The following is a 23,240-nucleotide window of genomic DNA, read 5'->3' as shown; positions in this document are numbered from 1 at the left end:
CGGTTCTTCATGTCCGGGGAGAGGCGCCCCGATCGGGTCCCTGCGACGGGTGGCGGGCGCTCCGGCCACGCAGGGACGATCGGGCCGTCAGCTGCCGGGCTCAGGCGCCGTAGGCGGGGCGGGCGGCGACTCCGAGGAGGAGGTTGTCGACCAGGGCGGTGACGAAGCCCTCGGTGACCGGCTCATCGGGTATCAGGAGCCGGTGGTAGATGGCTCCCCAGAGCTGGTCCACCATGACCTGCACGTCGACGTCCGGCCGGATCTGCCCCTGCGCCTGGGCCTGCCGCAGTCGCTCGCCCGCGAGCCTGCGGCGCTCGGCGGAGTACAGGCTGCGGTAGGAGGCGGCCAGTTGCGCATCGGTCTGAGAGGCGCCGATGAGCTCGGTGAGGACGCGCCCGCCGGGTGTCCGGGTCATCACCTCGGCGAAGGCGTGCAGTTGCGTGAGCAGGTCGGCTCGGATGTCCCCGGTGTCGGGGAAGGCGAGGGTGTCCTCGACGGCATGGAAGTAGCCGTCGAGAGCGAGCGCGCCGATGGACGGCCACCACTTGTAGAGGGTCGTCTTGCTGGCGCCCGACGCCTTCGCGACGCGCTCGAAGGTGAGGCGGCTCGTCCCCTCCGTCAGGAGCAGTTCGCCGACGGTGTGCAGGACCTCCGCCCGCACCTCCTCGGCGGGTCGCCGTCCGCGGCCTCGGTTCGCCGGGATTTTCGCGGCCTCTGACACGGGATGCTCCTGATCTGGTGAAGGGTGACGACGCCGGGAACCGTACCGGTGGCGTACGGGCCGGGGCCCGTACGCCACCGGTACGGTCAGTGTCCGCCGCTGAGCAGGTCGGCGAGGCCGATCCGCTCGAGGAACGTGGCACGGATGCGGTCGGCGGTGTCCGAGACCTCCTCCGACCCGTCGTCCGCGGGGTCGACGTGTACCCGGAAGGGCCGGTCGCCCGCCGGCAGGGCGACGATGCGCGCGATCTCGTCGGAGACCATGGAAGCATCCGCGCCCTCGGGGGCGAGGGCCGCCAGCTTGCCCGCGACCTGGTCCATGAGCCCGGGGTACTTCGCCGCGTACTCGGCCTCGACGGAGGTGTCCGAGGGGCGGCCCGAGTGGGCGAAGTGGTTGGTTCCGCTGGTGAACGAGCCGGGTACGACGATCGTCGTCTCGATGCCCCAGCGGGCCAGCTCGGCCGCGTAGGACACGGCGAGGGAGTCCATGGCGGCCTTGGCCGCGAAGTAGGGGGCGAGATACGGGGGAGTGCCGCCCTTGACGCTGCTGCTGGACACCCAGAGCACGAGCCCCTTGCCCCGGCTGCGCATGCCGGGCAGCGCGGCGCGGTTCACGCGCTGGGTGGAGAGGACGTTGACGTCGTACAGCTCGGCGAACTGCTCCGGGGTGAAGGCCTCGGCGGGGCCGGTGGCCATGTGGCCGGCGTTGTGGATGAGCACGTCGATCCGGCCGGACTCGGCCTCGACCTGCGCGACGGCCGCGTCGACGGAGTCCTGTGCGTTCACGTCGAGCTCGATGGAGCGCAGATCGACGCCGTGCTCGCGGGCGTAGTCGGCCGCGGCCTGGACCTGCGGCGCGTTGCGGCCCGCGGTGTTGCGCATGCCCGCGTACACGGTGTGGCCGGCGTCCGCCAGGGCCCGGGCGGTGAGGGCGCCGAAACCGCTGGAAGCGCCCGTGATGACGACGACATTGCCTGTGGAGGACATGGGGGACCTTTCGGGTGGGGGGTGACTGCGGCCGGGTTAGGCGAGGCCGCCGTTGGTGTAGATGACCTGGCCGTTGACCCAGCGGGCGGGGCCGGCGAGGAAGGCGACGGTCTCGGCGATGTCCTCCGGCTTGCCGAGACGCTCCAGCGGGGCCGCCTTGGCGAGTTTGTCGATGGTCTCCTCGTCCTTGCCCTGGAGGAAGAGCGGGGTGGCGGTGGGACCGGGGGCCACGGCGTTGACCGTGATGTCGCGGCCGCGCAGCTCCCTGGCGAGGACGAGGGTCATGGCCTCGACGGCGGCCTTGCTGGCGACGTAGGCGCCGTACTGGGGAAACTGGGTGCGGACCACGGACGTGGAGAAGTTGATGATCGCGCCGCCGGGGCGCAGGCTTCGCGCGGCCTGCTGGCTGACGACGAACGTGCCGCGGATGTTGGTGCGGTGCATGCGGTCCAGGTCGTCGAGGTCCAGGGTCGCGATCGGGGCGAGGACCATGATGCCGGCCGTGTTCACCACGACGTCGATGCCGCCGAACGCGGACTCCACGGTCTCGAAGGCGGTACGCATTGCGTTCTCGTCGGCGACATCGCCGCCCACAGCGAGCGCACGGCCGCCGGACGCGGTGATGGCCGTGACGGTCTCCTCCGCCTTGGTCCGGTTGCCGGCGTAGTGGACGGCGACCGAGACGCCGTCCTTGGCCAGCCTCTCCGCCGTGGCGCGGCCGATGCCGCCCGAGCCGCCGGTGACGAGAGCGACGCGGGTGGGTGCGGACATGCTCATGAGGGTCTCCTCGCTTGCTCGATGGCGCCTTATGAACGCCGAGTTCATATAATCATGAAATGAACGTGGCGTCCATTTGTGTGGGCGGGAGGTCCGACGGGGGGCGACACCCGGTCGCGGATCCGGGCCAGGGAGACCGCCCAGCTGCCGCTGTCCACTGTGGCCGCACCGGTGGTTGCCGCAGCCGGTACTCATCCTGGCGCCGCCCGCCGGTGGCCGCTCCGCATCCGCGGCGGGCGGGCCCGCACCTGCGTGCCGAGAACTCCGCAGGTGCCGACGCTCCGGGCGGACGCCCGGCCGGGCCCGGGAAGGCGCTCGGACCGCGCGACCCGGAGGGGCCACCGCGGGTACGCGTGGGACTCGCGGGTGGCGAGGTAGACGACGTTCGCGTCGTCGAGCCGTGCCAGGTGGATCGTTTCGCCGAGCGCCTCGGAGGCCTCGTAGAGATACGGGCGTGCCACGCGTACGTGCGGGTCGCTGTCCAGGTAGCTCGCGCCCGTGTGCAGGTCCCGGATGCCGATGCCGTACAGGGAGCCGGTCGTGTCCGAACGGAGCCAGCCGCAGTCGACCAGGGCCTGCAACAACGGGTACATCCTGCGTGGTACGCCGAGACCCGAGGCGCGTTCGTCCAGGCGGGCCGGCCGGTCGCCCCGTGTGGCGAGCAGTTCAGCAGCGCCACGGTGGCGAGAGGATGACCCGGACGCTGAGCGACGCCGGTGCCCTGGTCGTCGGCGCCGCGGTGGGTGACTGCAAGCGTGTCCTGCGCGAGATCGGGCGCAGGTTCCGGGACCGTGACGCGGGCGGACGAGGGGCGCCGACGGTCGACCTGAAGACCACCGTGCACGCCGATACGGCGGTCGAGTACGTCCTGCGCGCCCTGCTCGGCCAGCACCTCGGGGTCCCGGTCGCGGCACTGCTGGGCGACGTTCAGCAGCGCGACTTCCGGGTGCTGGGCTACCTTCTCTACGTCGGCGACCCGGACCGCAGAAGCCTCGGCTACGCCCGCGAACCCGATGCGTGCGTCGACTGGTACCGCATCCGGCACGAGGAGGCTCTCACGCCCGAGGCCATCGTCCGCCAGCCGAAGCCACCTACGACGTATACGGGCCGCCGGTGGGAGCCTGCGACGAGCCGCGTTCCGGCTCCGCGGGGCTGACGTCCTGAGCCCGGGGTGTGCTCCTGGGGCGAAGCCCGCAGCGCCCCGTCGGGGGTCGGCGCGTGGGGTGCAGGGCGCCTCCGCGTATCTCCGTCCCCTCGCGGTCAGTTGCTGGGCCTGTACCTGCCGAGAATGATGCTCAGGAGTTCGTCGGCGATCTCCTCCCGCGTGGCGGTGACCCAGCCGACGACCCAGTCGTGCATGAGTCCGTTGATCGCACCAATGAGGGCCGCCGGGGCCAGGCGGTAGTCGTCGGCCGGTGTTTCCCCGCGGGCGACGGCCTCGTCCGCCAGGTGGTTCAGCAGCTCGATCCAGGTGGCGCGGCGCTGGAGGCGCTGGTGGTTGATGCGAGGGCTGACACCGACGACCTCCACGTAAGCGATGCGGGCGTGGCGCATGTCGTCGGAGGCGCCCTCGAGGTAGGCGCGCGTGTAGGCGGTGACGCGATCCGCAAGAGGGAGTTCCCGCACCTGGGGGAGCACGTCGAGGACGGCCCCTGCGGCGATCTCGTTGACGTACAGGTGGAGGTCGGCCAGGAGGTCTTCCAGTGTGCGGTACTCCTCGTAGAACTGACGGGTTGACAGGCCGGCCGCTTTGCACAGGTCGCCCAGCCTGGTGGCCCGGTACCCCGGTCCGGAGCCGAACAGGTCCAGGCCGGCTTCGCGGAACCGCGCGCGTCGCTCCGCCCGCCGCTCGGCTGCGTTCCTGCCTCCGTACCGGCCCTCGGCCGGGGTGATTCTCCCCGCCACGGCCACCCCCCTCCTGCCTGCTCGTACGCACAATCCTGCCGCACGGCCCTTGCGCCGCGCTCCAACTGCTCCCTACCATCCGGTAACCCAAGTCTGAATGAGGCTGTGTTCAGACTTGGGGGTGCGCGTCACGCCCGCACGGCGCGCCGACTCGGTCGAACCGTGAGCGGCCGGCCCGCCCGGCCGCGGCCACCGCGGTCTTCCCGTGCGGAGTCGTCCGGCGCTCGACCGCGGGGCTGACCCACCGCACAGTGCTCCAGTTTCCTGCCCGGTCCGGCACCTCACTTCCCGCAGAGGAGCGAAACATGCACACTGCACCACCCCCCGCCCCGCCCGGCTCTCGTCGACACGCCGGGAGCAGCTCCCGCCGCGGCCGGCGGCTGTGGAGCATGACCGCGGCGGCCCTGATGGCCGCGGGCGCCCTGGTCCCCGCGAGCACCGCGCATGCCGCACCTTCCCTCCAGGAGGTGATGCTGGTCGGCAACAACTGGGAGGGCACCGCGGACGTCATCAAGTCCACGGGGGACTTCTCCAAGGTCGGCCGCATCAACCTGGTTCCCGACAAGAGCGAGCGCCTGCGGGAGATCTACACCGACCCGATCCGGCTGATCTTCTTCCTGGGGATCAGGGAGACCGCCGGGGAGGGCCACGACCAGTTCGTCGACGACATGTACACCACGCCGGACGGCTCGGCGATCGTGGTGTCACGCCCGAGCTTCGGGGACGTGGCCTCCATCGACACCACCACGGGTGCGGTCAAGTGGCGCTTCCGCGTCTCGGGTTACCGGGCCGACCACATGGCAGTCTCTCCCGACGGGTCCCGGGTGGCGGTGTCGGCCTCCACCGGCAACACCGTGCACGTGCTGGACATCAACACGGGTCGGCAGACCGGCTCGTTCGCCACCGGTGACAAGCCCCACGAGAACGTCTTCACCCGTGACGGCAAGATCTGGAACATGTCGATCGGGGAGGTCAACAATGACTTCGACGCACCCTGGCAGGACTTTCTGAAGGGTGACCGCAAGATCACCGTGGCGGACGCCCAGACGTTCAAGGTGGTGAAGACCATCGACATGCGGGAGCGCCTGAACGCCTTCCCCGGCGGCAAGGACTTCTCCGACTCGATCCGGCCGGTCGCGTTCACGCCCGACGAGTCCAAGATGTACTTCCAGGTCTCGTTCTTCAACGGCTTCTTCGAGTACGACGTCGCCGCCGACAAGATCACCCGGATGAAGACCCTGCCGAAGAACCCCGGGACCAGCGACGACCGCACCACCTTCGTCAACGACTCACGCCACCACGGCATGTCCATGAAGCCCGACGGCACCAAGCTCTGCATCGCCGGAACCATGGACAACTACGCGACCGTCGTCGACCGTGCGACGCTTCAGGAAGGCCCGCTCGTCTCCGCCTCCAAGCCGTACTGGGCCACCGTGAGCGGCGACGGCGAGGCGTGCATCATCTCCGAGAGCGGCGCGGACCAGGTCACCGCCATCAGCTTCGCCACCGGCCGGAGGATCGCCTCCGTTCCCGTCGGCGACCACCCCCAGAGGGTACGCCTCGCCCACCTCCCCACCGGCTGGACCGGCCCGACCGGCTGACCCCTCTCCGGCTCCCGTGCGCGGGGGAGTGCGCGACCCGCGCGTAGGAGAACGCGGTACGACCGGCCCGCCCCCGCCCGCCGGGGGCACGCGCGAGACCGGCAGTCCGGGGCGGAGCTGCCCCGGACTGCGGGTCTCTGGAGCACCAGGTCTGTCGGTGACAGATTCAGGGTCCCGCGGCCCGGTAAGGACACGACGCTCTCGCGTGCGCCCGGGGGCGTACGGTCGGCCGCGCCTGCTGCGGCGCCGATGGCGGCACCCTTCGGTGTCCCGGTCACGATCTGCGGCTCCACACGGGTCGCCCGGGTGCGCGAAGCCGGTCCGGGGGACACACGATGACGGCGCGGTACGCCAGGCAGGCGCTGTCCCTCGTGGTGCGGACGTCGCTCCGCTGGGTGCGCTTCACTCCTGTCGTCCCAGCGCATTCCCCGATCACCCCCGCCGCGCCGGTCCCGTCGAGCGGCCGCGCCGGCCTGGACGTGGCGGCCGAACTCCGGACCGCCTTTCCGGCCGACCGTTCCGGAGACCTCTCGGCGCCGCAGGGGCCCGCCGTGCCCGCTGCCGCAGCTTTTGCGCCTCGAACCCGAAGGCGGCACCTGCTGCTCGCCCAGCACACCGGCTCCGCAGCGGTGAGGTGCGCGGCGAGGTCTCGGGCAAACGCGCGACACTCTCGCCCTCCTTCCGGCCCTCACCCGTGACCACGTCCCCCTGGCCGGTCGAAGGGCTGAACAAGCCTCATCGCCAGGACAAAGGTGGTCAACGGCCTGGAGCCCGGAGCAGATCGCGCGCCGGCTGCGGGTCGATTTCCCGGACGATGAGTCCATGCGCATCAGCCACGAGGCGATCTGCCAGTCGCTGTTCATCAAGGGCCGGGCGCGCGAAAGCGCGAACTGGTCACGTGTCCACTTGAACCATGGACAGCAGCGAGGCCACCACGACGCCTGAGCGGTCGGCCAACCGATCGACGCGTCTCCGCAGGCTTCGTGTGCGGATCGTGGTCCGTGCCGCCGGAGACGAGCGTCGCTCCGCGGCCCGCAGCAGCCGCACCTCGCATCAGTCGAGGGTGTAACTGCGGGCGGCCCGCAGAATCTCGTCGGAGAGTCCGGGCTCGACGTGGCGTACGGCGCGGGCGATCATCAGTGCGCCGACCATTTCGCTGAGCAGGCGAACGGCCTTCTGGCGGGCTTCGGCCGGGTCGGGTTCGTGGCCCTTCTCCTCGGCTTCGCGCAGGAACTCGGTGGCGAAGCCGGTCAGATAGCCCTCGACGCCTTCGGCGTAAGCGCTCTGCACCGCTTCGTTCAGCCGTACGGCGTCGGTGACCAGGGAGGCGGAGGGGCAGCCACCGTTCGCGTCGTCACGGTGCGCGGTGGACACATATCCGGCCACGACGTGTTTGAGCGGAGGGCCGGCCATGTCCTGACCCTCCGCGATCATGCCGGCCAGGCTTTCGTGTGAGGCGGCGAAGGAGGCCCTGCACACCTCGACCACCAGGTCGTTCTTGGAGGCGAAGTGGTTGTAGAAGCCGCCATGGGTGAGCCCGGCTTCCTTCATCAGTTCGGCGATGCCGACTGCGTCGACGCCCTGCGAGCGGAACATGCGGCCCGCCGCTTCGAGGATGTTCTGCCGGTTGCGGGCCTTGTCCTCCTTGGTGATTCGCGGCACTGCAGCCCTTCCGCCGTCGTTCCCGAATTGACCTTTTCAATGACGACCTTCATTATAACAGGAGTTGCAATGACACCCATCATTAAAACTGCTGTCGAACGGGCTCACCGTACGTGCCCCGATGCGGCACCGTCGCAGCCCATCCGCGCGTTCCCGGGATCAGGCGACCCGATGGAATCGCAGCGTCCGTCGATTGCGCCGCCGGGGGGTGCCCCCCTGGCGGTACCAGCACCGAGGAGAACATAAGTGACACGCAATGAAGAGGTTGTCCGCGAGGCATACCGGCTGGCGGAAGGGAACGTCCTCGACGGACACGGCTTTCGCGCCCTGTTCACCGAAGACGGAACCTTCAACGACCTGCCGAACGCGATGACCCTCCGCGGGGACGAGATCGCACAGGGAGTGGCGGGGCTGGCCTGCGTCTTTCCCGACATCCACCGTGAGCTGCTCGCGGTGCATGTGCTCGGTGACGTCGTCGCCGTCGAACTGCGGATCCAGGGGACGCATCTCGGTGCGTTCCCGACTCCGGTCGGCGACATCCCTCCCACCGGAAACCGCATCGACGTGCCGACGGCGGACCTCTGGTACCTCCGTGAGGGAAGGATCGAAACGTTCAACTGCTACAACGCGGCGAACGTACTGCTCGCACAGATCGGGGCCGCCCCCGACTTCACATCGGCGATCGAGGCCGCCGAGACGGCCGCCACACGGGTGTAGTTTCACCGCACCGCACAGGCGACAGAAGCTACGCCGAGGCGGCCACCGCCGACCGCCTCGGCGCGGTTCGTCGTGCGCCTGCTGCTCCGTCTGCGGACGGCGCCCCGGCCGCACCGACTCTCACACGGGGGAACTTGCGCCGCCGGCCCCGTTCCCGGCAGGGCAGGATCGGGAGTGCGGCCACCCGCCTCGACGCCTCGCGCTCTCCCCGGTGCGGCCTCGTGACCTGGGCGGCCCGGGACCATTCCGCATCCGCCTGACCGGCCTGCCCGCGGGATCCTCGGGGTGCTCAGCCACGTCGCGGAAGCGGGTAGTACGGGCCCCCGATGCAGTTCCGCGGCACAGCCTGCTGACGGGCTTGGACGGTGACGGCTGCTCTCTGCGCAGAAGTGCGGGACGTGCCCGGCCGGGAGGTCGACCGCGTGCGGTCGGCGCACTGCCGCCACCTCTCGGCGGCCTCGCCGACCACGGTCGTATGGGTGCTGCTCCATGAGCATGCTCGGGTTCCCTCGGCACCACCCCTTTCAGGCCCCGGAGGGCGGAGTGCACAGGTCGACCTCGGACAGGTGAGCCTGGACCTCACGGTCGTCAGGCCCCTCGCGGCGAGCGAGATGACCATCTCGTCGACGCCCGACAGACACCTCTGCCGCTTCTTGACGATCTTCGGTTCGAAGGAGCCCCCGCGGTCCCGTGGCGCGGCTGTCTCGACCGGGTCGACGTCGGTCAGCACGGTTTGCCACGAGTCCCGTTACGGCTGTTGCCGCCGTTCTTCCCGGCGGGATCATGCTTGTCATAGTCGAGGTGGTTGGTGATCTCGCCTTCGAGAGCGGACTCCAGGAGCCGCCTGGTCAGCTGCTGGAGCAGCCCGCCCTCGCCGGTCAGCCGCAGGCCCTCGGCCTGAGCTCGGCCAGCCGGCTCGTCGATCAGCCCGGTCGTCCATGGACTTCGGCACCTCGGCCTCGGACGGCTCAACGCCCTCGGCCTCGGTCACGTTGCCGCTGGTCATCGATGCCTCTTCCGTGTTCGGGAGTTGCACCGAACTTTCACAGTCCCCGCCAATGCACCGGGCAACTCCAAGATCACCGACAGAGTCCAGCTCAGGCCAGGGTGAGGAAGAGCTTTTCCAGCTCCGTCTCGTTCATGACGGGCGTACCGCCGTCTTCGGGGGCGGTGAGGCATTCACGCATGCGTCCGGCGATGATTTTGAAGCCAGCCCGGTCCAGCGCCCGGCTGACGGCGGCGAGCTGGGTCACCACATCCCGGCAGTCGCGGCCTTCCTCGACCATGGCGATCACTCCCGCGAGTTGCCCCTGTGCGCGGCGCAGGCGGTTGAGTGCAGCCCGGGCGGAGGCCTCGTCCGCGGCGGTGACGGCCGGGGCCGCTTCCGGGACCGGGTCGGGCAGGGGCGGGTTCATCCTTCGAGCTCCTCGGAGAGCTGGGCGAGCATGCTGTCCATCCGGCGCGTCGCCTCGTCCGCGATGGGGGCCATGGCCTCCAGGCCGGTCAGAGTGACCATGGTGGTCGGGTCCAGGGCCTGCACCACTGTCTGTGCTCCCTCGGCCCGGACCACCACGTTGCAGGGCAGCAGGAGCCCGATGGCCGGGTCGGCGTCGAGGGCCTTTCCTGCCAGCTGCGGGTTGCAGGCTCCCAGGACCAGGTAGTCCTCCATGTCCCGGCCGATTTTGGTTTTGAGGGTCGCGGCCATGTCGATCTCGGTGAGTACTCCGAAACCCTGTGCGGCAAGGGCCTGCCTGGCGGCGGCCACGGTGCGGGTGAAGTCGGCGTGGACGCGGATAGTCCGGTCGTATCCCATGATCTTCCTTCCCAGTCCGGGGTGAATCGGGTCATTCTCCTTCGACTATACCCCCGGGGGTACTCTGTTATGGTGGATTTAATACCCGGGGGGGTATAGAGCTGAGGAAGTGAGACACACATGTTCTTTATCGACACCATCGAGATCGAGGGGCTGGGCAACCGGCACTACCTGGCCGGGGGTGCCCGGACCGCGGTGGCGGTCGACCCGCCGCGCGACATCGATGAGGTGATCGCGGCAGCCGCACGCCGCGGAGTGCTCATCACGCACGTGGTGGAGACACACATCCACAACGACTACGTGACGGGCGGCCTCGAACTGGCTCGGGTGACCGGCGCCGCCTACCTCGTGCCGGCCGCCGCGCAGGTCTCCTTCGCCCGCGTCCCGGTCAGCGACGGTGACACGATCGAGATAGACCAGGAACTGTCCGTACGGGCCCTGGCCACCCCCGGTCACACGCCGCACCACACCGCCTATGTCCTGGAGGAGGGCGGGAATCCGGTCGCCGCGTTCACCGGCGGCTCCCTGCTCATCGGCACCGTGGGCCGCCCCGACCTGGTCGAACCCCGCCTCACCGAGCACCTCGCCAGGGCCCAGCACGCCTCCGCGCACCGCCTTGCGGCCGAGCTGCCCGATGACACCTCCGTCCTGCCCACCCACGGGTTCGGCAGCTTTTGCTCCTCCGGACAGGCCGAAGGCGACGCGAGCACCATCGGCCGGGAGAAGACGGTCAACTCCGCCCTCGCCCAGGACGTCGACTCCTTCGTCGCCGACCTGCTCGCCGGCCTGGAAGACGTTCCCGCCTACTACGCCCACATGGGCCCGGCCAACTCCGCCGGCCCGGCCCCCGTCGATCTGACCGCCCCCCGGCTCGCGGACGCGGAGGAGATCGCCACCCGGCTCGCGGCTGGGGAATGGGTCGTGGACCTGCGCAACCGTGTCGCCTTCGCCCAGGGCCACGTCGCCGGCTCGTTCAACTTCGAGGCCGACGGCAAGATCGCCACCTATCTGGCCTGGATGATCCCGTGGGGAAAGCCCGTCACCCTGCTCGCCGAGACGCCTCAGGAACTCGCCGCCGCCCAGCGCGAACTGGTCCGGGTTGGGATCGACCGCCCCGCGGCAGCCGCGACCGGCGACCTGTCCGACTGGCTGCGCCCTGGCGACACCCCGGCCTCGTTCCGCCGCGCGGTTTTCTCCGACCTGGCAGTCGAACTGTCGGACGCGCAGGAACTGCCGGTCATCCTGGACGTACGCCGCGACTCCGAGCGCGCCGGCGGATACATCGAGGGATCGGTCCACATTCCCGTGCACCAGCTGCACAAGCGGATCGACGAGGTGCCCGCAGGACAGATCTGGGTGCACTGCGCCGGCGGCATGCGCGCCGCGATCGCGGCCTCGGTGCTCGACGCGGCCGGACGCGACGTCGTCGCTGTCGACGACGGCTTCGATCAGGCCGACGACGCCGGCCTCACCGTCCGCACCACTGCCTGAACCTCGACCGGCCCCGAGAGGAGTCCCACCATGCCCATCTTCCGTTCCGGGCCCGCTCGCCCGGGCGTCGCGGAGGCCCACCACCTGCACCAGGCGGCCGCCGCAGTGCTGCTGTACGTGCGCGAGAACGACGAGTGGGACGCCGGACACATTCGCGGCGCCCGGCACCTGCCGCTGTCCCGGCTGTCAGCCGGACCGAAGGCGCCCGGCATACCGGCCGGCACACGCCTCGTGCTGATCTGCCGCTCCGGGCAGCGCTCGCAGCGCGCCGCCCGCCTGCTGCGTGAGCGGGGCATGGACGCGGTCGACGTCACCGGCGGCATGAAGGCGTGGGCCCGCCAGGGACTGCCGGTGCAGAACACCGCCGGGGCAGCCGGAACCGTCATATGAGTGTGCTCATCCTGGCTCTCGTCGCAGGAGCGGTCGTCGGCCTGGCCCTGGGCGGGCTCGGCGGGGGCGGCAGCGTCCTGGCGGTGCCCGCACTGATCTACCTGCTCGGTTTCAGCCCCGTCGCCGCCACCACCGCCAGTCTGATCATCGTCGCCGCGACGTCCATCAGCTCTCTGGTCGCCCACGCCCGGGACGGCAACGTCCGCTGGCGGTCCGGGCTGCTCTTCGCCGCCGCGGGCATCGTCCCCGCCATGCTCGGCGGCTTCGCCGCCGACAGCATTCCGGCCCCCGCACTGACCATCGCGTTCTCCGTGGTCGCCGCTCTCGCGGCCTGGCGGATGCTCCGTCCCAGCCGCCCCGCACCGGATCAGCCCGTGCGGCCCGCGAAGGCCGCGGGAGCAGGAGCCGGCCTGGGCGCCGTCACCGGTGTACTTGGCGTCGGCGGAGGCTTCCTCGCGGTACCCGCTCTTGTCAGCGTCCTGGGCCTGCGTATGAAGGCCGCCGTCGGCACCAGCCTCCTGGTCATCATCATCAACTCGCTCGCCGCGCTCGCCACCCGCACCGGCACCGCCGAAGGCCTCGAATGGGCCGTCATCGCCCCCTTCACCGGAGCCGCGCTACTCGGCGCCTGGGACGGCAAACGCCTCGCCGCGAAGCTCACCGGCAACCGCCTGCAGCACATCTTCGCCTACGTACTGCTCGCAGTGGCCGCCTTCATGCTCCTCGACACCCTCATCTGACCACCCCGACCGAAGGACACAGCCCATGAGCTCGACCGTCACCACCAGCGCCGTCCGTGAGCGCCTCCACACCCTCGTCGTCATCGACGTACGTTCCCCCGGCGAATACGCTGGCGGTCACCTGCCCGGCGCCCACAACATCCCCCTCGACGACCTCGCGCAGGCCCTGCCGACGCTCCGCGAGACCGCGGACCGCCGCGACCTCCTCGTGGTCTGCGCCTCCGGCGCACGCTCGCAGAAGGCAGGCGACACACTGACGTCGAACGGCATACCGGCGGCCAGCCTCGAAGGCGGAACCGCTGCCTGGGCCTCGGAAGGCGGGGAACTGCACCGCCCGGCAACCCCTGCGGCGGCCAAGTGGGCCATGGACCGCCAGGTCCGTTTCACCGCAGGCTCCCTCGTCCTGCTCGGGCTGCTCCTGGGCGTGCTGATCCACCCCGCCTTCCAGCTGATTTCCGCCGGCGTTGCCGCGGGCCTCGTCTACTCCGCCCTGTCCAACAGCTGTGCCATGGCCGCGCTGCTCGGGAAGCTCCCCTACAACCGAACCAACCGCGCCAACCTGAACAACACCCTCGCCGTCCTGGGAGAGCATCGGGTGCCGGCCCCGGACACCGTACGAAGCCCAGCCGGCGGCGGCCGGCTGGACGCGGAACATGGACCGCGGGGGAGGAGCTGATGGCGGTGAGGAAGTCGAACGCGGCCGGGTCGACGAACACGGCGCGCGCGGACGTGCTGCGCGTCCTCGGGGTGCTGAAGGTCGCCACGACGGATCAGATCCAGCGGATCGCGATGCCGCACCTGAATCACCGTCACACGGAGAAGCCGACGGCGGCGAAGCGGAAGGCGGCCCGCACCGCGACGCGCACACCACCGCCCTGGCCGACCTGCGCACCCACCGCCTCGTCACGACCGGCGGCCCGACGAGCGCGGGCGAGGTTCTGCGTCACCTGACCCTCAAGGGCCTGGAGGCCGCCGCCACCGAGCTTCAGCGCCCGCTGTCCGAGATGGGCGCGACCGCGCGCGGCGCGGGCGCGGCCGGCGCCTCCCACCCGATGACCGTGAACAAGACCGTGATCGGCCTGCTGCGCCCGAAGCCGGACCTGGCCAAGCTCGCCACCGACCCGCCTGCGGTACGGGCGGCCGCCCAGGCCGTCGTCGACGCCCCCGGCGGGGTGGGGAGCATCGGCTCGTACTTGCCCGAGGTCGCGTTGCCGGTTGCGGGGTCGTGGAGCACGCCGGGCCGGGGCGGCGCCCAGGCCGACATCGTCCTGACCGCGCCCCAGGACAACATCCCGCTGCTGTTCGTGGAGGTCGACAACTGCCACGAGACCGCGGAGGAGTTCGCGGACAAGCAGGAGAAGTACGCCCGCTTCTACCGCCGCAAGGTGAAGGACACGGTGGGCAAGGCGCAGCCGATGTGGCGCACACGCTGGAACACGCCACCCGGCACGGGGCTTGAGAACCCGTACCCGCCGGTGCTGTTCGTGTTCAACCCGCTCGGTGCCCGCAACCCCGAGCGCACCATCGCGCGCCTGGCTGCTCTCACCCGGCACCCGGGGACAAGGACTACGAGGAGGACTTCCACCACTACGGCAGGAAGATCCCCGTCATCGCGACCACCCTGGCCGACCTCCGGGAGCACGGTCCGCATGGTCAGGTCTTCCGTCGCTTCGGCCGCCCCGGTCCGCAGATGCTGTTCGACGCGATCGGTAGCCCCCGCCGTCAGGCCGCCCTGGAACGCCACTGGGCCCAGCAGCGGGCCCGTGAGCGCGAGGCCCAGGAGCGTGAGCGCCAGGAGGCCGAACAGCGCACGGTGGAGCGGGAAGCGCAGCGCCCGGCGTGTGCGCGGTGCGGGACGAAGTTCACCGACCAACGGTGGAAGACGGCCCAGGCCACCGACTGGGGAACTCCGGCGGACACCACCCACGCTCTGCGACCGGTGCAAGCACCGCGCCCTCGTCGCCGTGCAGCTGGCCCAGACCCTCCAACACCGTTCGGAGCGCCACGACCAGGAGGACCATCAGGAGCTGGCGCGGATGCCCGGCCGGTGGTTCTCACGTCGGCGGACCTGAGGAGGCGGCGGAGGCCGGGTGACCTCTGGCTTCTTCCAGCGGTTAGAGGAGGGTGACGATCTCTCACTTGCCCTCCGGGTCTCCTGAATGTTCCGTGCGAGCTGTGGGAGGGGGGAGGAGGCCCTGGCCGCTGCCGCGGCTGCCGGGCAGCCGCGTAGGTCCGCTCCTTGCCCGGTGCGCCGACGGCCTGCCCGGTCGGGGCCTGGCTCGCCGGGGAGCTGCCGGAGGCGATCGAGACGGCGACGGCCTCCCTGACTCTGGAGGAGTGCGACCGCATGGACGCCTACGGTGTGATGAGCGACGGGACGGGCGGCCTTGACGAAGTGACTCGTAGCGAGCTGACCGCCGTGCCGTGCGTCGTCCAGGACGCGCCGTGGCTCACCCCGGAGCAGCAGATCCGGCTGGTGGCGGTGGCCTCGCTGGTCGCAGGGGCGGCACGGCTGCTCGCGCAGGATCCGGGTACAGCGATCGACGGGCAGCTGGATCGGATGTGGGCTTTGCTGGACCACGCCATCGTCTGACGTGCTGACGCCCGGCCGACCGGATCGAAGAGGAGAGCCTTGTGGCAGCGGATCGGCGCCCTATGGACCTGGACGCGTACGAGGCCAGGGTGCGTAACAGTCCATGCTTCATTTGCGCGTTCGTGGCGGGTGAGCCCGGGCATGTGACGGTGTACGAGGACGACCAGCACATCGCCTTTCTCGACCGGTATCCCACCGTGCCGGGGAAGGTGCTCGTGGCTCCCAAGACCCACATCGAGCATGCTGTCCGCGAACTTGAGGAGCCCGCCTACCTTGCCCTGATGTCGGTGGTCCGCAAGGTGGCGCTTGCGGTGGAAGCGGTCGTCGAACCCGAGCGCACCTACCTGCTGTCCCTGGGCAGCCAGCAGGGCAACGCGCACCTTCACTGGCACATCGCCGGCCTGCCCCCGGGAACGCCGTACAGGAAACAGCAGTTCCACGCCCTGATGACCGAGAACGGCATGCTGTCCTACACCGACGCGGAAGCAGCGGCCCTGGGGGAACGTCTACGCGCCGCCCTCGCCGAAGGGTGAGCTCCCAAGCCACTCGCGCTCGTTGTGGAGGCCCGAGTGAACCGGGCGTGAGTTGACCGTTTACGCCCCCAGGGGATTACGGAGTCGGAGGAAGCCAGCCGGGAGCTGTTCCAGCATTGAAGATCACCGTGCCGCCGGAGAAGACGGCGCGGTCGAAGGACACCCTGCCACTGGAGAAGCGCGCCGGCCCCGGCTACCACCCCGAAGGACAGCTTCACCAAGTCGAAGAGCGTCTTCGCGTCGAGCCTGGCGGAGGTGTCGATCCTCTGGAAGCCGAGCAGGACCACCAGGCCGTAGCAGATGCCGCCTGCGACCAGGATCGCAGCGACGAAGGCGATGGTCAGGGGGCCCGGCCGACCTTCCACAGGCGTAGCTCCGGGTCATCTGAGGCTGGTCTCGGCCGTCGATTGGCTGTCATGAAGACGGAGACAAGGATCAGAGGTCCATGGTTGCAGCGGGACCTGGGGCGGCGATCTGTCGGACGACCGTGGCTGTCAGCAGCCCGGTCTCTTCGGCGACCTCGGCGGCGCACGGTCCTGATAGACCGAAGAGAAACGGGCCGCCGGAAATTCCGACGGCCCGTCACGAAAAGTCGAGGGTTTATGCGGGTCTGGGTGAGGGTTATTCGGAGGGCTGCTCGCCCTGTGCGGCCTCGATGCCCCGGTGCAGCCACGCGGCGCCGCCCAGCGACGACGCGGCTGCAGTGGTGCACAGTAGCGCCATCACCAGCAGCGCTGGCACCATGCGACGGGCCGGCGCCGGGGCCAGCAGGGCTCGGACGCGGGCGGGCACGGGTCCCGTCGTGACGCCCGGTGCGAGGGTGGAGGCTTTGGCTGCCGCCGTCGCACGGCTCGCAGCGAGCGCGGCATGCCCGACGGCCTGCGCGGCGAGAGCGCGGTCACCACAGCCGCGGGCGGCGGCCTCGTCGGCCGCTCGTTCTGCGGCGAATGACACGTGGGCGGTGACCGTCCCCAGTGCCGGGTGGCACCACCCGGCCAGGTGCGCGACGGAGAGGAACAGGTGGTGTTTCGAGGCAAGGTGGGCACGCTCGTGGGCCAGCAGCGCCTCGCGCTCGACCGGTCCCAGGGCTCGCAGCATGCCGGAGGTCACCACGATCCGGTTCGTGCGGCCCCGTCCGCCGGGCAGCGCGTAGGCGTCGGGCCGCGGGTCGTCGAGTACGCACAGACCGCCGGCATCCGGCAGATGGGCGACGCGTGCGTGCGCGGCCCGCAGCCGTGCCGTCTCCGAAGCCGCCCGGCGCAGGACGCGGTACACCGCCAGGGTGAGCGCGCCGGTGGCGAGGGCGGAGAGGCTCAGCACGAGCAGCTCGGGGCCGGCGGCCAGTGGCCGCACCAGGTCGGCGAGCGCGCTCACCGGCGGGAGGGTGAGGCTCAGCGGCAGCAGCAGTGCCCCCAGGCAGGCCACGACGCCGACGGCCAGAGCGGCCGTGGCGCTGGTGATCGCCCATAGGGCGATCTCCGGCCGCACCTTGTTCGCCGTACGCCGGGCCAGTGGTGGCAGGGCCCACGGCAGGATCAGCGGGATCAGGAGCAGGGCGATCAATGGGAGCCTCCGCCCAGTAGGCGCTTCAGCTCCGCCTCGTCAGCCGGGTCGAGCCCTTCGACGAACCGGGCCAGCACCACGCTGCGGTCCTCGTCCTGGTCCAGCTCCTGATGCATCCGCCGCGCGGTCAGGCCGTGCGAATCCGCCACCGCGCAATACAGGAAGCCGCGCCGTCCGGGCGTACGTTCCACCACGCCCTTCTCGTGCAGCCGCGTCAGCAGCGTCGCCACCGTCGTGCGCGCCAGATCCTGCGGTATCGCCGCTCTCACCTCGGCCGCCGACAGCGGCCGGCCTGCCGCGCACAGGGCGGCCAGCACGCTGGCCTCCAGTTCGCCCGCGGGTCTGCGCTCGCCCACCGTGTCGGTCATGGAAATGCCCTCTCCATCGAATCGTCTACAGTAAAGTAGACCGACTACTTGCCTGTAGACGCAAGGCCTTTGTGCCCGCGTGTCACGGCAGCGGTCCTTGCTCGTGTCCGGTATACCCGACAGCCCATGATCGAAGGGGCCGCGCCGATGACGCCCGTGCACCAAGCCGTACCCCCGCTCCAGCTCGCCGTGAACATCCTCGACGCCCAGTCGCTGCTCGCCGCCTTCGGCACGGTCGGCATCGCCGTCGTGATGTTCGCGGAGACCGGGCTGCTCATCGGGTTCTTCCTCCCCGGCGACTCGCTCCTGTTCACCGCGGGTCTGCTGTGTGCGGGAGGCACCGCGGCCGCCCCGGGACACCTGTCCCTGCCGTGGGTGCTCCTCGCCGCGGTCGTCGGCGCGCTGGCCGGAGCCCAGACCGGATACCTGCTCGGGCGCCGCGCCGGACCGGCCGTGCTGGCCCGGACGAAATCCCGCAAGATCACCGAAGGCGCCGCCCGCGCCTCCGACATCCTTGAGAAGTACGGCCATGCCAAGGCCATCGTGCTGGCCCGCTTCCTGCCCATCGTGCGCACCGTACTCAACCCCGTCGCCGGCGCGCTCGCCGTCCCCGCACGGACCTTCACCCTCTGGCAGGTACTCGGCGGACTCGTGTGGACCGTCGGCCTGGTGCTGGCCGGTTACGGCCTGGGAGCGTCGGTCCCCAACGTCGACCGCTACCTGCTGCCCATCATTGCCGTCATCGTCATCGTCTCCCTCATCCCCGTCGCCGTGGAACTGCTGCGCTCCCGGCGCGCCCACAACACCGACGGAGGCGAAGCCTGATGTACACGGCCACGACCACGACAACGATCGCTGCTGCCTCGGGTTACAACGGCTCGGGTATCGACGGCAACGTGTACAGGGACGTCGTTGATGCCGCGCACGGAGCCCCGTCCTGGCTGGACAGCCTCGTCTCGGCGTTCTCCACGTACGGGCTGGTCCTGTTCGCCGTCCTGATGCTGTTCGGATGGTGGCAGGCCCGCGCCCAGGACGCGCAGCAGGCGGTGAAGGCACTGGCCGCCCCGGTCCTGACCGTCATCGCGTTCGCCGTCAGCACCGTGCTGAAGCAGGCGGTGCACGAGAACCGGCCGTGCCAGTCCCTGCACGTCATCACCCTGGAAGCCTGCCCTCAGCCCGGGGACTGGTCCTTCCCCAGCAACCACGCCACGCTGGCCGCCGCCGCGGCTGTCGCCCTGTGGTTCGTCTCGACCCGCCTCGGTGCCGTCGCTACCGGCATCGCTCTGGCGATGGCAGCCTCCCGGGTCTGGGTCGGAGCGCACTACCCCCACGACGCTCTCGCTGGTCTAGCTGTTGGAGGGGTTGTCGCGCTGCCCCTGGCACTTCTGCTCTCGCGCCGCACCCAGGAGTTGGCGGGCCTGTTCAGCCGTACCCGTCTGCGTCTGCTGATCACCTCATGAGCCCGGCCGAGGCACCGACGTCCACCTCGGTCGCGGTGCGCCGGGACCGAGGTGCGCGGTGTGGTGGTACGTGCTCGCCGCTTTGGCCTTCGGGGGAGTGTCGGGTGCGGTGCTCGCCGCAGACGGCGGGCAGACCGTCCCCGCTCACACGCGTTCCTTGACTGGCGATCTTGACCGGTTGCCAGGTCAGTTTCACGGCGCTCGCCCGGCCGAAAGACGGCGAAGTGGCCGTGGCGGTGAAGTCGGCGAAGGGGGAAGCCCCCAGTGCTGGGCGTCTGAGGTTCCCATGCGAAGCTTCTCCTCTTCGCCCTGGTCAGGAAGGCTATTGGTTCATGTCTAGGGCGGCGGCGACCACCTCGCGCACCTTCACCGCCGCGAGCTCCTGCGCCCGCTGCGCCCCCGGAGCGGCCCTCAGCGTCACGTCCCGGGCGGTCGGCAGGAACGGGGCGAGGGAGTCCTCGGTGCCCTCACCGGCCGCCAGGTACGCGCTGACGAACAGTTCCGCGAACCCGCCCGGTCCCGTCGACTGACCGACCGCGGCGGGCTGCTCCTGGCGGACCGGAGCCACCGGAGCGGGCCGCGAGACCATCGACAACACGCCCAGCACGGGCCCAGCGACGATCAGCGCCCATGTCGTACGACGCGGCACCGTCACCGTATTGGCGGCGGCGCCGAGGGAACCCAGCGCCCACCCGCCCGCCTCACCCGGCAGCACGTCCTTCACACCCTCGGTGCGCCGCCTCACGACCGCCCCCGCAGCGCCTGGTCGTCCTGACCGGTGCGGCTCTGCTCCGGCAGCCCGAGCCAGCGGGCGAAAGCAGAACTCGCCCGCGTGGCTTCCTCATCGAGGTAGGCGTGCATCGACGCCGCCGTCGCATCGGCGAACGGCGCCGTCTCCAGCTGCACCACCAGCGCGCGCAACAGCCCGTGTGCCCGCACCAATACGGCGAGATCCGACTCACCGCCGGCGTCGCTTTCCGTCTTCGTGAGCCCGGGGTCCGTCATGACCCGCCCACCCCTTCCCAACCCGCAACCGGCAGTACCTCCGCCGCCACCCACCCCAAGGAGCCGCCGACGCCCGAACGTGACCGCGCATCCCGAGAAATCTGAAAACGAGGCCGTCATGCCGCCTGCACCCACCGCTCCGCGACGACCCGCATCTGCCGCACCGTCCGGCTCCGCCGCTTCCGCCACGCCACCGCGGACACCCCCGCCCCGGCCTGCGCGCCGACCCGGGTCTCGTCCGCGATCACCCGCGCCCGGTCGGCGTCCATCCGGCCCGCGCCCACGGCCCACACCAGCAGCTCGACCAGCTCACCCCGAGCCCCGTCGACGCCCTCGCCGTCCCGCAGCAACCCCGCCCTCGCGGCCTGCCGCTCCAGGACCCTCGCCCACGCGGACCGGGCCGGGTCGTCGTCCGCCGGCTCACCGGACAGCACCTCGTCGAGGTACGGGTACTTCACGACGCCTCCCTCGGCGCCCTCGGCCTTCAGCTCGCGACCGGCCAGGTGCAGCGTCTCCAAAGCAAGTTCGCCGCGGCCCCGCTCGTACGCCCGAGCGCCGCCCTCGACCTCCCCGTCCCCGAAGTGCACGCCGCCCTCGCGCAGCCATCCGAGCACCATCTGGGTGTGGCCCGGCTCGGCGCACACAACCGACCACTCGGCATTCAGCGACTCAAAAACACGCGTTCCGTTCACGGCAACTCCTTCAGGTGATGCCGTGAATGCTTCTCAGGCCCTCCGACCCAATCGCTGACCCAAACCCCCGAATGCGCAGGTCAGGAGGTTGCCCAAATGCTGACCCAGGCCGTGCGGAGGGACTGGGTCAGCGAGCCGGCGGCCCGGAGACATCCCCCGAACCGCGCCGATCGAAGCCGGGCGGAGCCAGCTGACCGAAGCGGGGCAGCACGCCCCCTTTGCCCGTGGCGACCGGCTGACCGCACCGGCTGACCAAACCCTGCCGCTGACCCCGCCGTCGCAGACCGAGGACTACCTCAAAGCACCCGCAGCCCCGCCCGGGACCGCGCCGTACAGGGCGACCTCGTGACCCCGCCCAGCGTCATCGGCGCCGTGGCCGAGTTGCACAACGGGTCGCGGCCGTGTTGAGAGGGCGGCACACAGCTGCGTAGCGTCGGTTGCACCGACGAAGCACCGGCCGGACAAGCAGGGGATGGCGCCTGATGCACGCCCAACAGGATCCCAGCTTCGGCCCGTACGGAGTGCCGTCGGCGGCACTCCTTGCCTGCCCGAGGTGCTGCTGGAGGTGTTCTCCTGGACTGGCGCTGACCAGTTCGTCGTCCCGGTTCCCTCGGTGTACGCGCGGCGGAACCCGAAGTGCTTCGGCCGCCGGGGCGGCGCCACCTGGCTCAACATGATCAACGACCAGGCCGCCGGGCTGGGCGGGAAGGTCGTGGCCGGCATCCCGCGCGACTCCCTGTACGTGCTGGACGTCCCCTACGGCCGCGACGGCGGACGGCGCCCAGAGATGATCGTCACCGACACCGCCTCGTACTCCGACATCGCCTTCGGCTTGCTCACCCTCGCGGGGTTCGCGTACGCGCTGCAGCTCGCCGACCTGCCCGACCAGAAGATGTGGCGCATTGACCGGACGGCCGACTTCGGCGCCTTCCAGGACGCGGCCCGCGGCCGGGTTGACCTCGTACGCATTGAGCGGCACTGGGAGGACATCCTGCGCATCATCGGCTCCATCCACACCGGGGCCGTCCGCGCGTACGACGTGATTCGGATGCTCTCCCGCGACGGGCGCCCGACCCCGCTCGGGGACGCGATCGCGCACTACGGGCGGATCGCGGAGACCCTGCACATTCTGCGTCTGGCCGAAGAGCCCGGTTACCGCCGCCAGATCAAGGTGCAGGCCAACCTTCAGGAAGGCAGGCACGCGCTCGCCCGGAAGATCTTCCACGGCCGCGCCGGGCAGCTTTCCCAGCGCTACCAGGATGGTATGGAGGAGCAGATCGGCGCCCTCGGCCTCGTCCTCAACGCCTTGGTCCTGTTCAACACCCGGTACATGGACGCCGCCCTCGCCCAGCTCCGCGCCGACGGCTTCGATGTCCGGGACGAGGATTCGCCGTTCGTGAGGCACCACGTCAACATGCTCGGCCGGTACTCCTTCCAGCTTCCCGACCTGCCCGGTGGCCTACGGCCCCTGCGCGACAAGAACGCGGCTGACGGCGAGTAGGCTCCAGCAAGGATGAGCCGCGCTGCGGTCGGCCGAGGTGCGCTGGCGGTGCGAGGGCTTCAGGCCCCTTCTTCCGATGCGCGGGCGGTACTGCCGGCCGGGGTAAGGCAGCGGCGCACGAGTGCGAGAGTGCGCTGCGTGACCGTATCGAGGGGGGTGCCGTTCTCGACGGCGGCCAGGGCGGTGTGGAGCATTCCGGCGATCAGGTCGGCCGTGAGCGAGGGCTCAGGAGCGCCGAGTTCCCGGACAGCGGCGCGGAACGGTTCGACCTGTTCCAGGTGGAGCTCCATCAGCCGCTGCTGGCAGGCCGGGGGAAGGCCGGCACTCATGAGGGCGACGGCAGGACGGTGTGCGCCTTCGGCGCCCAGGCGGAGGCTTTCCGCGAAGAACGCCTCGACGCGTTCCAGTGGGCCGTTCGCGGTGGCCATGGCCCGGGTGAGAGCCTCGTTGGAGCGCCGGAAGGCTTCCTCCGTGATGGTGGCCAGGAGGGCGGCGGAGGAGTCGAAGTACTGGTAGACGCTGGAGCGGGCCAGGCCCGCGCGGGCGCCGACCACCGCCGGTGTGACGGCGGCGGCGCCCTCGTCGACCAGGATGTCGATCGCCGCCCTGATCAGCGCTTCGCGTTGCTGGGCACGGTGCTCGGCGACGGTGGAGGCGTTGATCTTCGGCATGCGGTACGGGCTCCTGGAGGGGTGGGCGGGGCCGAGAATGCGGTACCGGCC

The 23,240-nt window shown here is 70.6% G+C and carries 25 protein-coding genes and 4 pseudogenes; 14 read left to right on the top strand and 15 right to left on the bottom strand.

Going from position 1 to position 23,240, the window contains the following annotated elements; all coding sequences use genetic code 11:
- Nucleotides 1-100: 100 nt before the first annotated feature.
- The 4 genes and pseudogenes from OHS17_RS01210 to OHS17_RS01195 all read right to left on the bottom strand — a co-directional run.
- Complete coding sequence (locus OHS17_RS01210) at nucleotides 101-721, bottom strand: TetR-like C-terminal domain-containing protein (RefSeq protein WP_330310629.1); 621 nt, start codon at nucleotides 719-721, stop codon at nucleotides 101-103.
- Nucleotides 722-807: 86 nt separating this feature from the next.
- A complete protein-coding gene (locus tag OHS17_RS01205; RefSeq protein WP_330310628.1) occupies nucleotides 808-1,707 on the bottom strand; it encodes an SDR family oxidoreductase in 900 nt (299 codons plus the stop codon).
- Nucleotides 1,708-1,743: 36 nt separating this feature from the next.
- Nucleotides 1,744-2,484, bottom strand: a complete 741-nt coding sequence (locus OHS17_RS01200; RefSeq protein WP_330310627.1) for an SDR family oxidoreductase — start codon at nucleotides 2,482-2,484, stop codon at nucleotides 1,744-1,746.
- A 275-nt stretch (nucleotides 2,485-2,759) separates the two neighbouring features.
- A pseudogene (locus OHS17_RS01195) lies at nucleotides 2,760-3,149 on the bottom strand (IclR family transcriptional regulator); the annotation flags it as partial.
- Between the two features lie 14 nt (nucleotides 3,150-3,163).
- Here OHS17_RS01195 and gudD point away from each other — a divergent pair.
- Nucleotides 3,164-3,591, top strand: a pseudogene (gudD, locus tag OHS17_RS01190) (glucarate dehydratase); the annotation flags it as partial.
- Nucleotides 3,592-3,744: 153 nt separating this feature from the next.
- On the opposite strand, the gene OHS17_RS01185 reads toward gudD, so the two are convergent.
- A complete protein-coding gene (locus OHS17_RS01185) occupies nucleotides 3,745-4,389 on the bottom strand; it encodes a TetR/AcrR family transcriptional regulator (RefSeq protein ID WP_330310626.1) in 645 nt (214 codons plus the stop codon).
- 389 nt (nucleotides 4,390-4,778) lie between these two features.
- Here OHS17_RS01185 and OHS17_RS01180 point away from each other — a divergent pair, with 389 nt between their 5' ends.
- Entirely contained in the window at nucleotides 4,779-5,990 is a 1,212-nt protein-coding gene (locus OHS17_RS01180) for a YncE family protein (RefSeq protein ID WP_330310625.1), read from the top strand.
- 822 nt (nucleotides 5,991-6,812) lie between these two features.
- Nucleotides 6,813-6,935: a hypothetical protein gene (locus tag OHS17_RS33840; RefSeq protein WP_383168709.1), complete on the top strand. Its 123-nt coding sequence runs from the start codon at nucleotides 6,813-6,815 to the stop codon at nucleotides 6,933-6,935.
- A 108-nt stretch (nucleotides 6,936-7,043) separates the two neighbouring features.
- Here the strand turns inward: OHS17_RS33840 and OHS17_RS01170 are convergent, their stop codons facing one another.
- A complete protein-coding gene (locus OHS17_RS01170; protein WP_330310624.1) occupies nucleotides 7,044-7,652 on the bottom strand; it encodes a TetR/AcrR family transcriptional regulator in 609 nt (202 codons plus the stop codon).
- 246 nt (nucleotides 7,653-7,898) lie between these two features.
- Here OHS17_RS01170 and OHS17_RS01165 point away from each other — a divergent pair, with 246 nt between their 5' ends.
- Entirely contained in the window at nucleotides 7,899-8,369 is a 471-nt protein-coding gene (locus OHS17_RS01165; protein WP_330310623.1) for an ester cyclase, read from the top strand.
- Between the two features lie 554 nt (nucleotides 8,370-8,923).
- Here the strand turns inward: OHS17_RS01165 and OHS17_RS01160 are convergent.
- The 3 genes and pseudogenes from OHS17_RS01160 to OHS17_RS01150 form a co-directional block, all read right to left on the bottom strand.
- A pseudogene (locus tag OHS17_RS01160) lies at nucleotides 8,924-9,309 on the bottom strand (transposase); the annotation flags it as partial.
- 157 nt (nucleotides 9,310-9,466) lie between these two features.
- Nucleotides 9,467-9,784, bottom strand: a complete 318-nt coding sequence (locus tag OHS17_RS01155; protein ID WP_330310622.1) for a metal-sensitive transcriptional regulator — start codon at nucleotides 9,782-9,784, stop codon at nucleotides 9,467-9,469.
- Nucleotides 9,781-10,182, bottom strand: a complete 402-nt coding sequence (locus tag OHS17_RS01150; protein WP_330310621.1) for a DUF302 domain-containing protein — start codon at nucleotides 10,180-10,182, stop codon at nucleotides 9,781-9,783. The genes OHS17_RS01155 and OHS17_RS01150 overlap by 4 nt, the downstream gene beginning before the upstream one ends.
- 120 nt (nucleotides 10,183-10,302) lie before the next feature.
- Between OHS17_RS01150 and OHS17_RS01145 the strand changes: the two genes are divergently transcribed.
- The 7 genes from OHS17_RS01145 (at nucleotide 10,303) to OHS17_RS01115 (ending at nucleotide 15,929) form a co-directional block, all read left to right on the top strand.
- Entirely contained in the window at nucleotides 10,303-11,673 is a 1,371-nt protein-coding gene (locus OHS17_RS01145) for an MBL fold metallo-hydrolase (protein WP_330310620.1), read from the top strand.
- Nucleotides 11,674-11,703: 30 nt separating this feature from the next.
- Nucleotides 11,704-12,063 (top strand): rhodanese-like domain-containing protein, encoded by a 360-nt coding sequence (locus OHS17_RS01140; protein WP_330310619.1) that lies wholly within the window; start codon nucleotides 11,704-11,706, stop codon nucleotides 12,061-12,063.
- Nucleotides 12,060-12,803 (top strand): sulfite exporter TauE/SafE family protein, encoded by a 744-nt coding sequence (locus OHS17_RS01135; RefSeq protein ID WP_330310618.1) that lies wholly within the window; start codon nucleotides 12,060-12,062, stop codon nucleotides 12,801-12,803. The genes OHS17_RS01140 and OHS17_RS01135 overlap by 4 nt, the downstream gene beginning before the upstream one ends.
- Before the next feature lie 25 nt (nucleotides 12,804-12,828).
- The gene (locus tag OHS17_RS01130) at nucleotides 12,829-13,479 is read left to right on the top strand and encodes a rhodanese-like domain-containing protein (RefSeq protein ID WP_330310617.1); all 651 of its coding nucleotides are present in this window, start codon (nucleotides 12,829-12,831) and stop codon (nucleotides 13,477-13,479) included.
- Complete coding sequence (locus tag OHS17_RS01125; RefSeq protein WP_330310616.1) at nucleotides 13,457-14,875, top strand: replication-relaxation family protein; 1,419 nt, start codon at nucleotides 13,457-13,459, stop codon at nucleotides 14,873-14,875. The genes OHS17_RS01130 and OHS17_RS01125 overlap by 23 nt, the downstream gene beginning before the upstream one ends.
- Nucleotides 14,876-15,042: 167 nt before the next feature.
- Entirely contained in the window at nucleotides 15,043-15,396 is a 354-nt protein-coding gene (locus OHS17_RS01120) for a hypothetical protein (protein WP_330310615.1), read from the top strand.
- A 62-nt stretch (nucleotides 15,397-15,458) separates the two neighbouring features.
- A complete protein-coding gene (locus OHS17_RS01115; protein ID WP_330310614.1) occupies nucleotides 15,459-15,929 on the top strand; it encodes an HIT family protein in 471 nt (156 codons plus the stop codon).
- 621 nt (nucleotides 15,930-16,550) lie between these two features.
- Here the strand turns inward: OHS17_RS01115 and OHS17_RS01110 are convergent.
- Nucleotides 16,551-17,492 (bottom strand): M48 family metalloprotease, encoded by a 942-nt coding sequence (locus OHS17_RS01110; protein ID WP_330310613.1) that lies wholly within the window; start codon nucleotides 17,490-17,492, stop codon nucleotides 16,551-16,553.
- A complete protein-coding gene (locus tag OHS17_RS01105; RefSeq protein ID WP_330310612.1) occupies nucleotides 17,489-17,860 on the bottom strand; it encodes a BlaI/MecI/CopY family transcriptional regulator in 372 nt (123 codons plus the stop codon). Before OHS17_RS01105 ends, OHS17_RS01110 begins: the two co-directional genes overlap by 4 nt.
- Before the next feature lie 126 nt (nucleotides 17,861-17,986).
- Here OHS17_RS01105 and OHS17_RS01100 point away from each other — a divergent pair, with 126 nt between their 5' ends.
- Nucleotides 17,987-18,685 (top strand): DedA family protein, encoded by a 699-nt coding sequence (locus OHS17_RS01100; RefSeq protein ID WP_383168707.1) that lies wholly within the window; start codon nucleotides 17,987-17,989, stop codon nucleotides 18,683-18,685.
- Complete coding sequence (locus OHS17_RS01095) at nucleotides 18,685-19,320, top strand: phosphatase PAP2 family protein (RefSeq protein ID WP_330310611.1); 636 nt, start codon at nucleotides 18,685-18,687, stop codon at nucleotides 19,318-19,320. The genes OHS17_RS01100 and OHS17_RS01095 overlap by 1 nt, the downstream gene beginning before the upstream one ends.
- Before the next feature lie 322 nt (nucleotides 19,321-19,642).
- On the opposite strand, the gene OHS17_RS01090 is transcribed toward OHS17_RS01095, so the two are convergent.
- The 3 genes from OHS17_RS01090 to OHS17_RS01080 form a co-directional block, all read right to left on the bottom strand.
- Nucleotides 19,643-20,065, bottom strand: coding sequence for a hypothetical protein (locus tag OHS17_RS01090; RefSeq protein ID WP_330310610.1), 423 nt, complete (start codon nucleotides 20,063-20,065; stop codon nucleotides 19,643-19,645).
- Entirely contained in the window at nucleotides 20,062-20,325 is a 264-nt protein-coding gene (locus OHS17_RS01085; protein ID WP_330310609.1) for a hypothetical protein, read from the bottom strand. Before OHS17_RS01085 ends, OHS17_RS01090 begins: the two co-directional genes overlap by 4 nt.
- A gap of 116 nt (nucleotides 20,326-20,441) precedes the next feature.
- Nucleotides 20,442-21,017, bottom strand: coding sequence for a hypothetical protein (locus tag OHS17_RS01080; protein ID WP_330310608.1), 576 nt, complete (start codon nucleotides 21,015-21,017; stop codon nucleotides 20,442-20,444).
- A 589-nt stretch (nucleotides 21,018-21,606) separates the two neighbouring features.
- On the opposite strand from OHS17_RS01080, the pseudogene OHS17_RS01075 reads away from it, so the two are divergent.
- A pseudogene (locus OHS17_RS01075) lies at nucleotides 21,607-22,518 on the top strand (Tn3 family transposase); the annotation flags it as partial.
- 59 nt (nucleotides 22,519-22,577) lie between these two features.
- On the opposite strand, the gene OHS17_RS01070 reads toward OHS17_RS01075, so the two are convergent.
- Nucleotides 22,578-23,189: a TetR/AcrR family transcriptional regulator gene (locus OHS17_RS01070; protein WP_330310606.1), complete on the bottom strand. Its 612-nt coding sequence runs from the start codon at nucleotides 23,187-23,189 to the stop codon at nucleotides 22,578-22,580.
- Between the last annotated feature and the right edge of the window lie 51 nt (nucleotides 23,190-23,240).

The sequence above is a fragment of the Streptomyces sp. NBC_00523 genome, from assembly GCF_036346615.1.
Classification (GTDB): Bacteria; Actinomycetota; Actinomycetes; order Streptomycetales; family Streptomycetaceae; genus Streptomyces.
The sequence above is the reverse complement of the archived record's forward strand: the minus strand, read 5'-3'. Positions and strand labels throughout refer to the sequence as shown.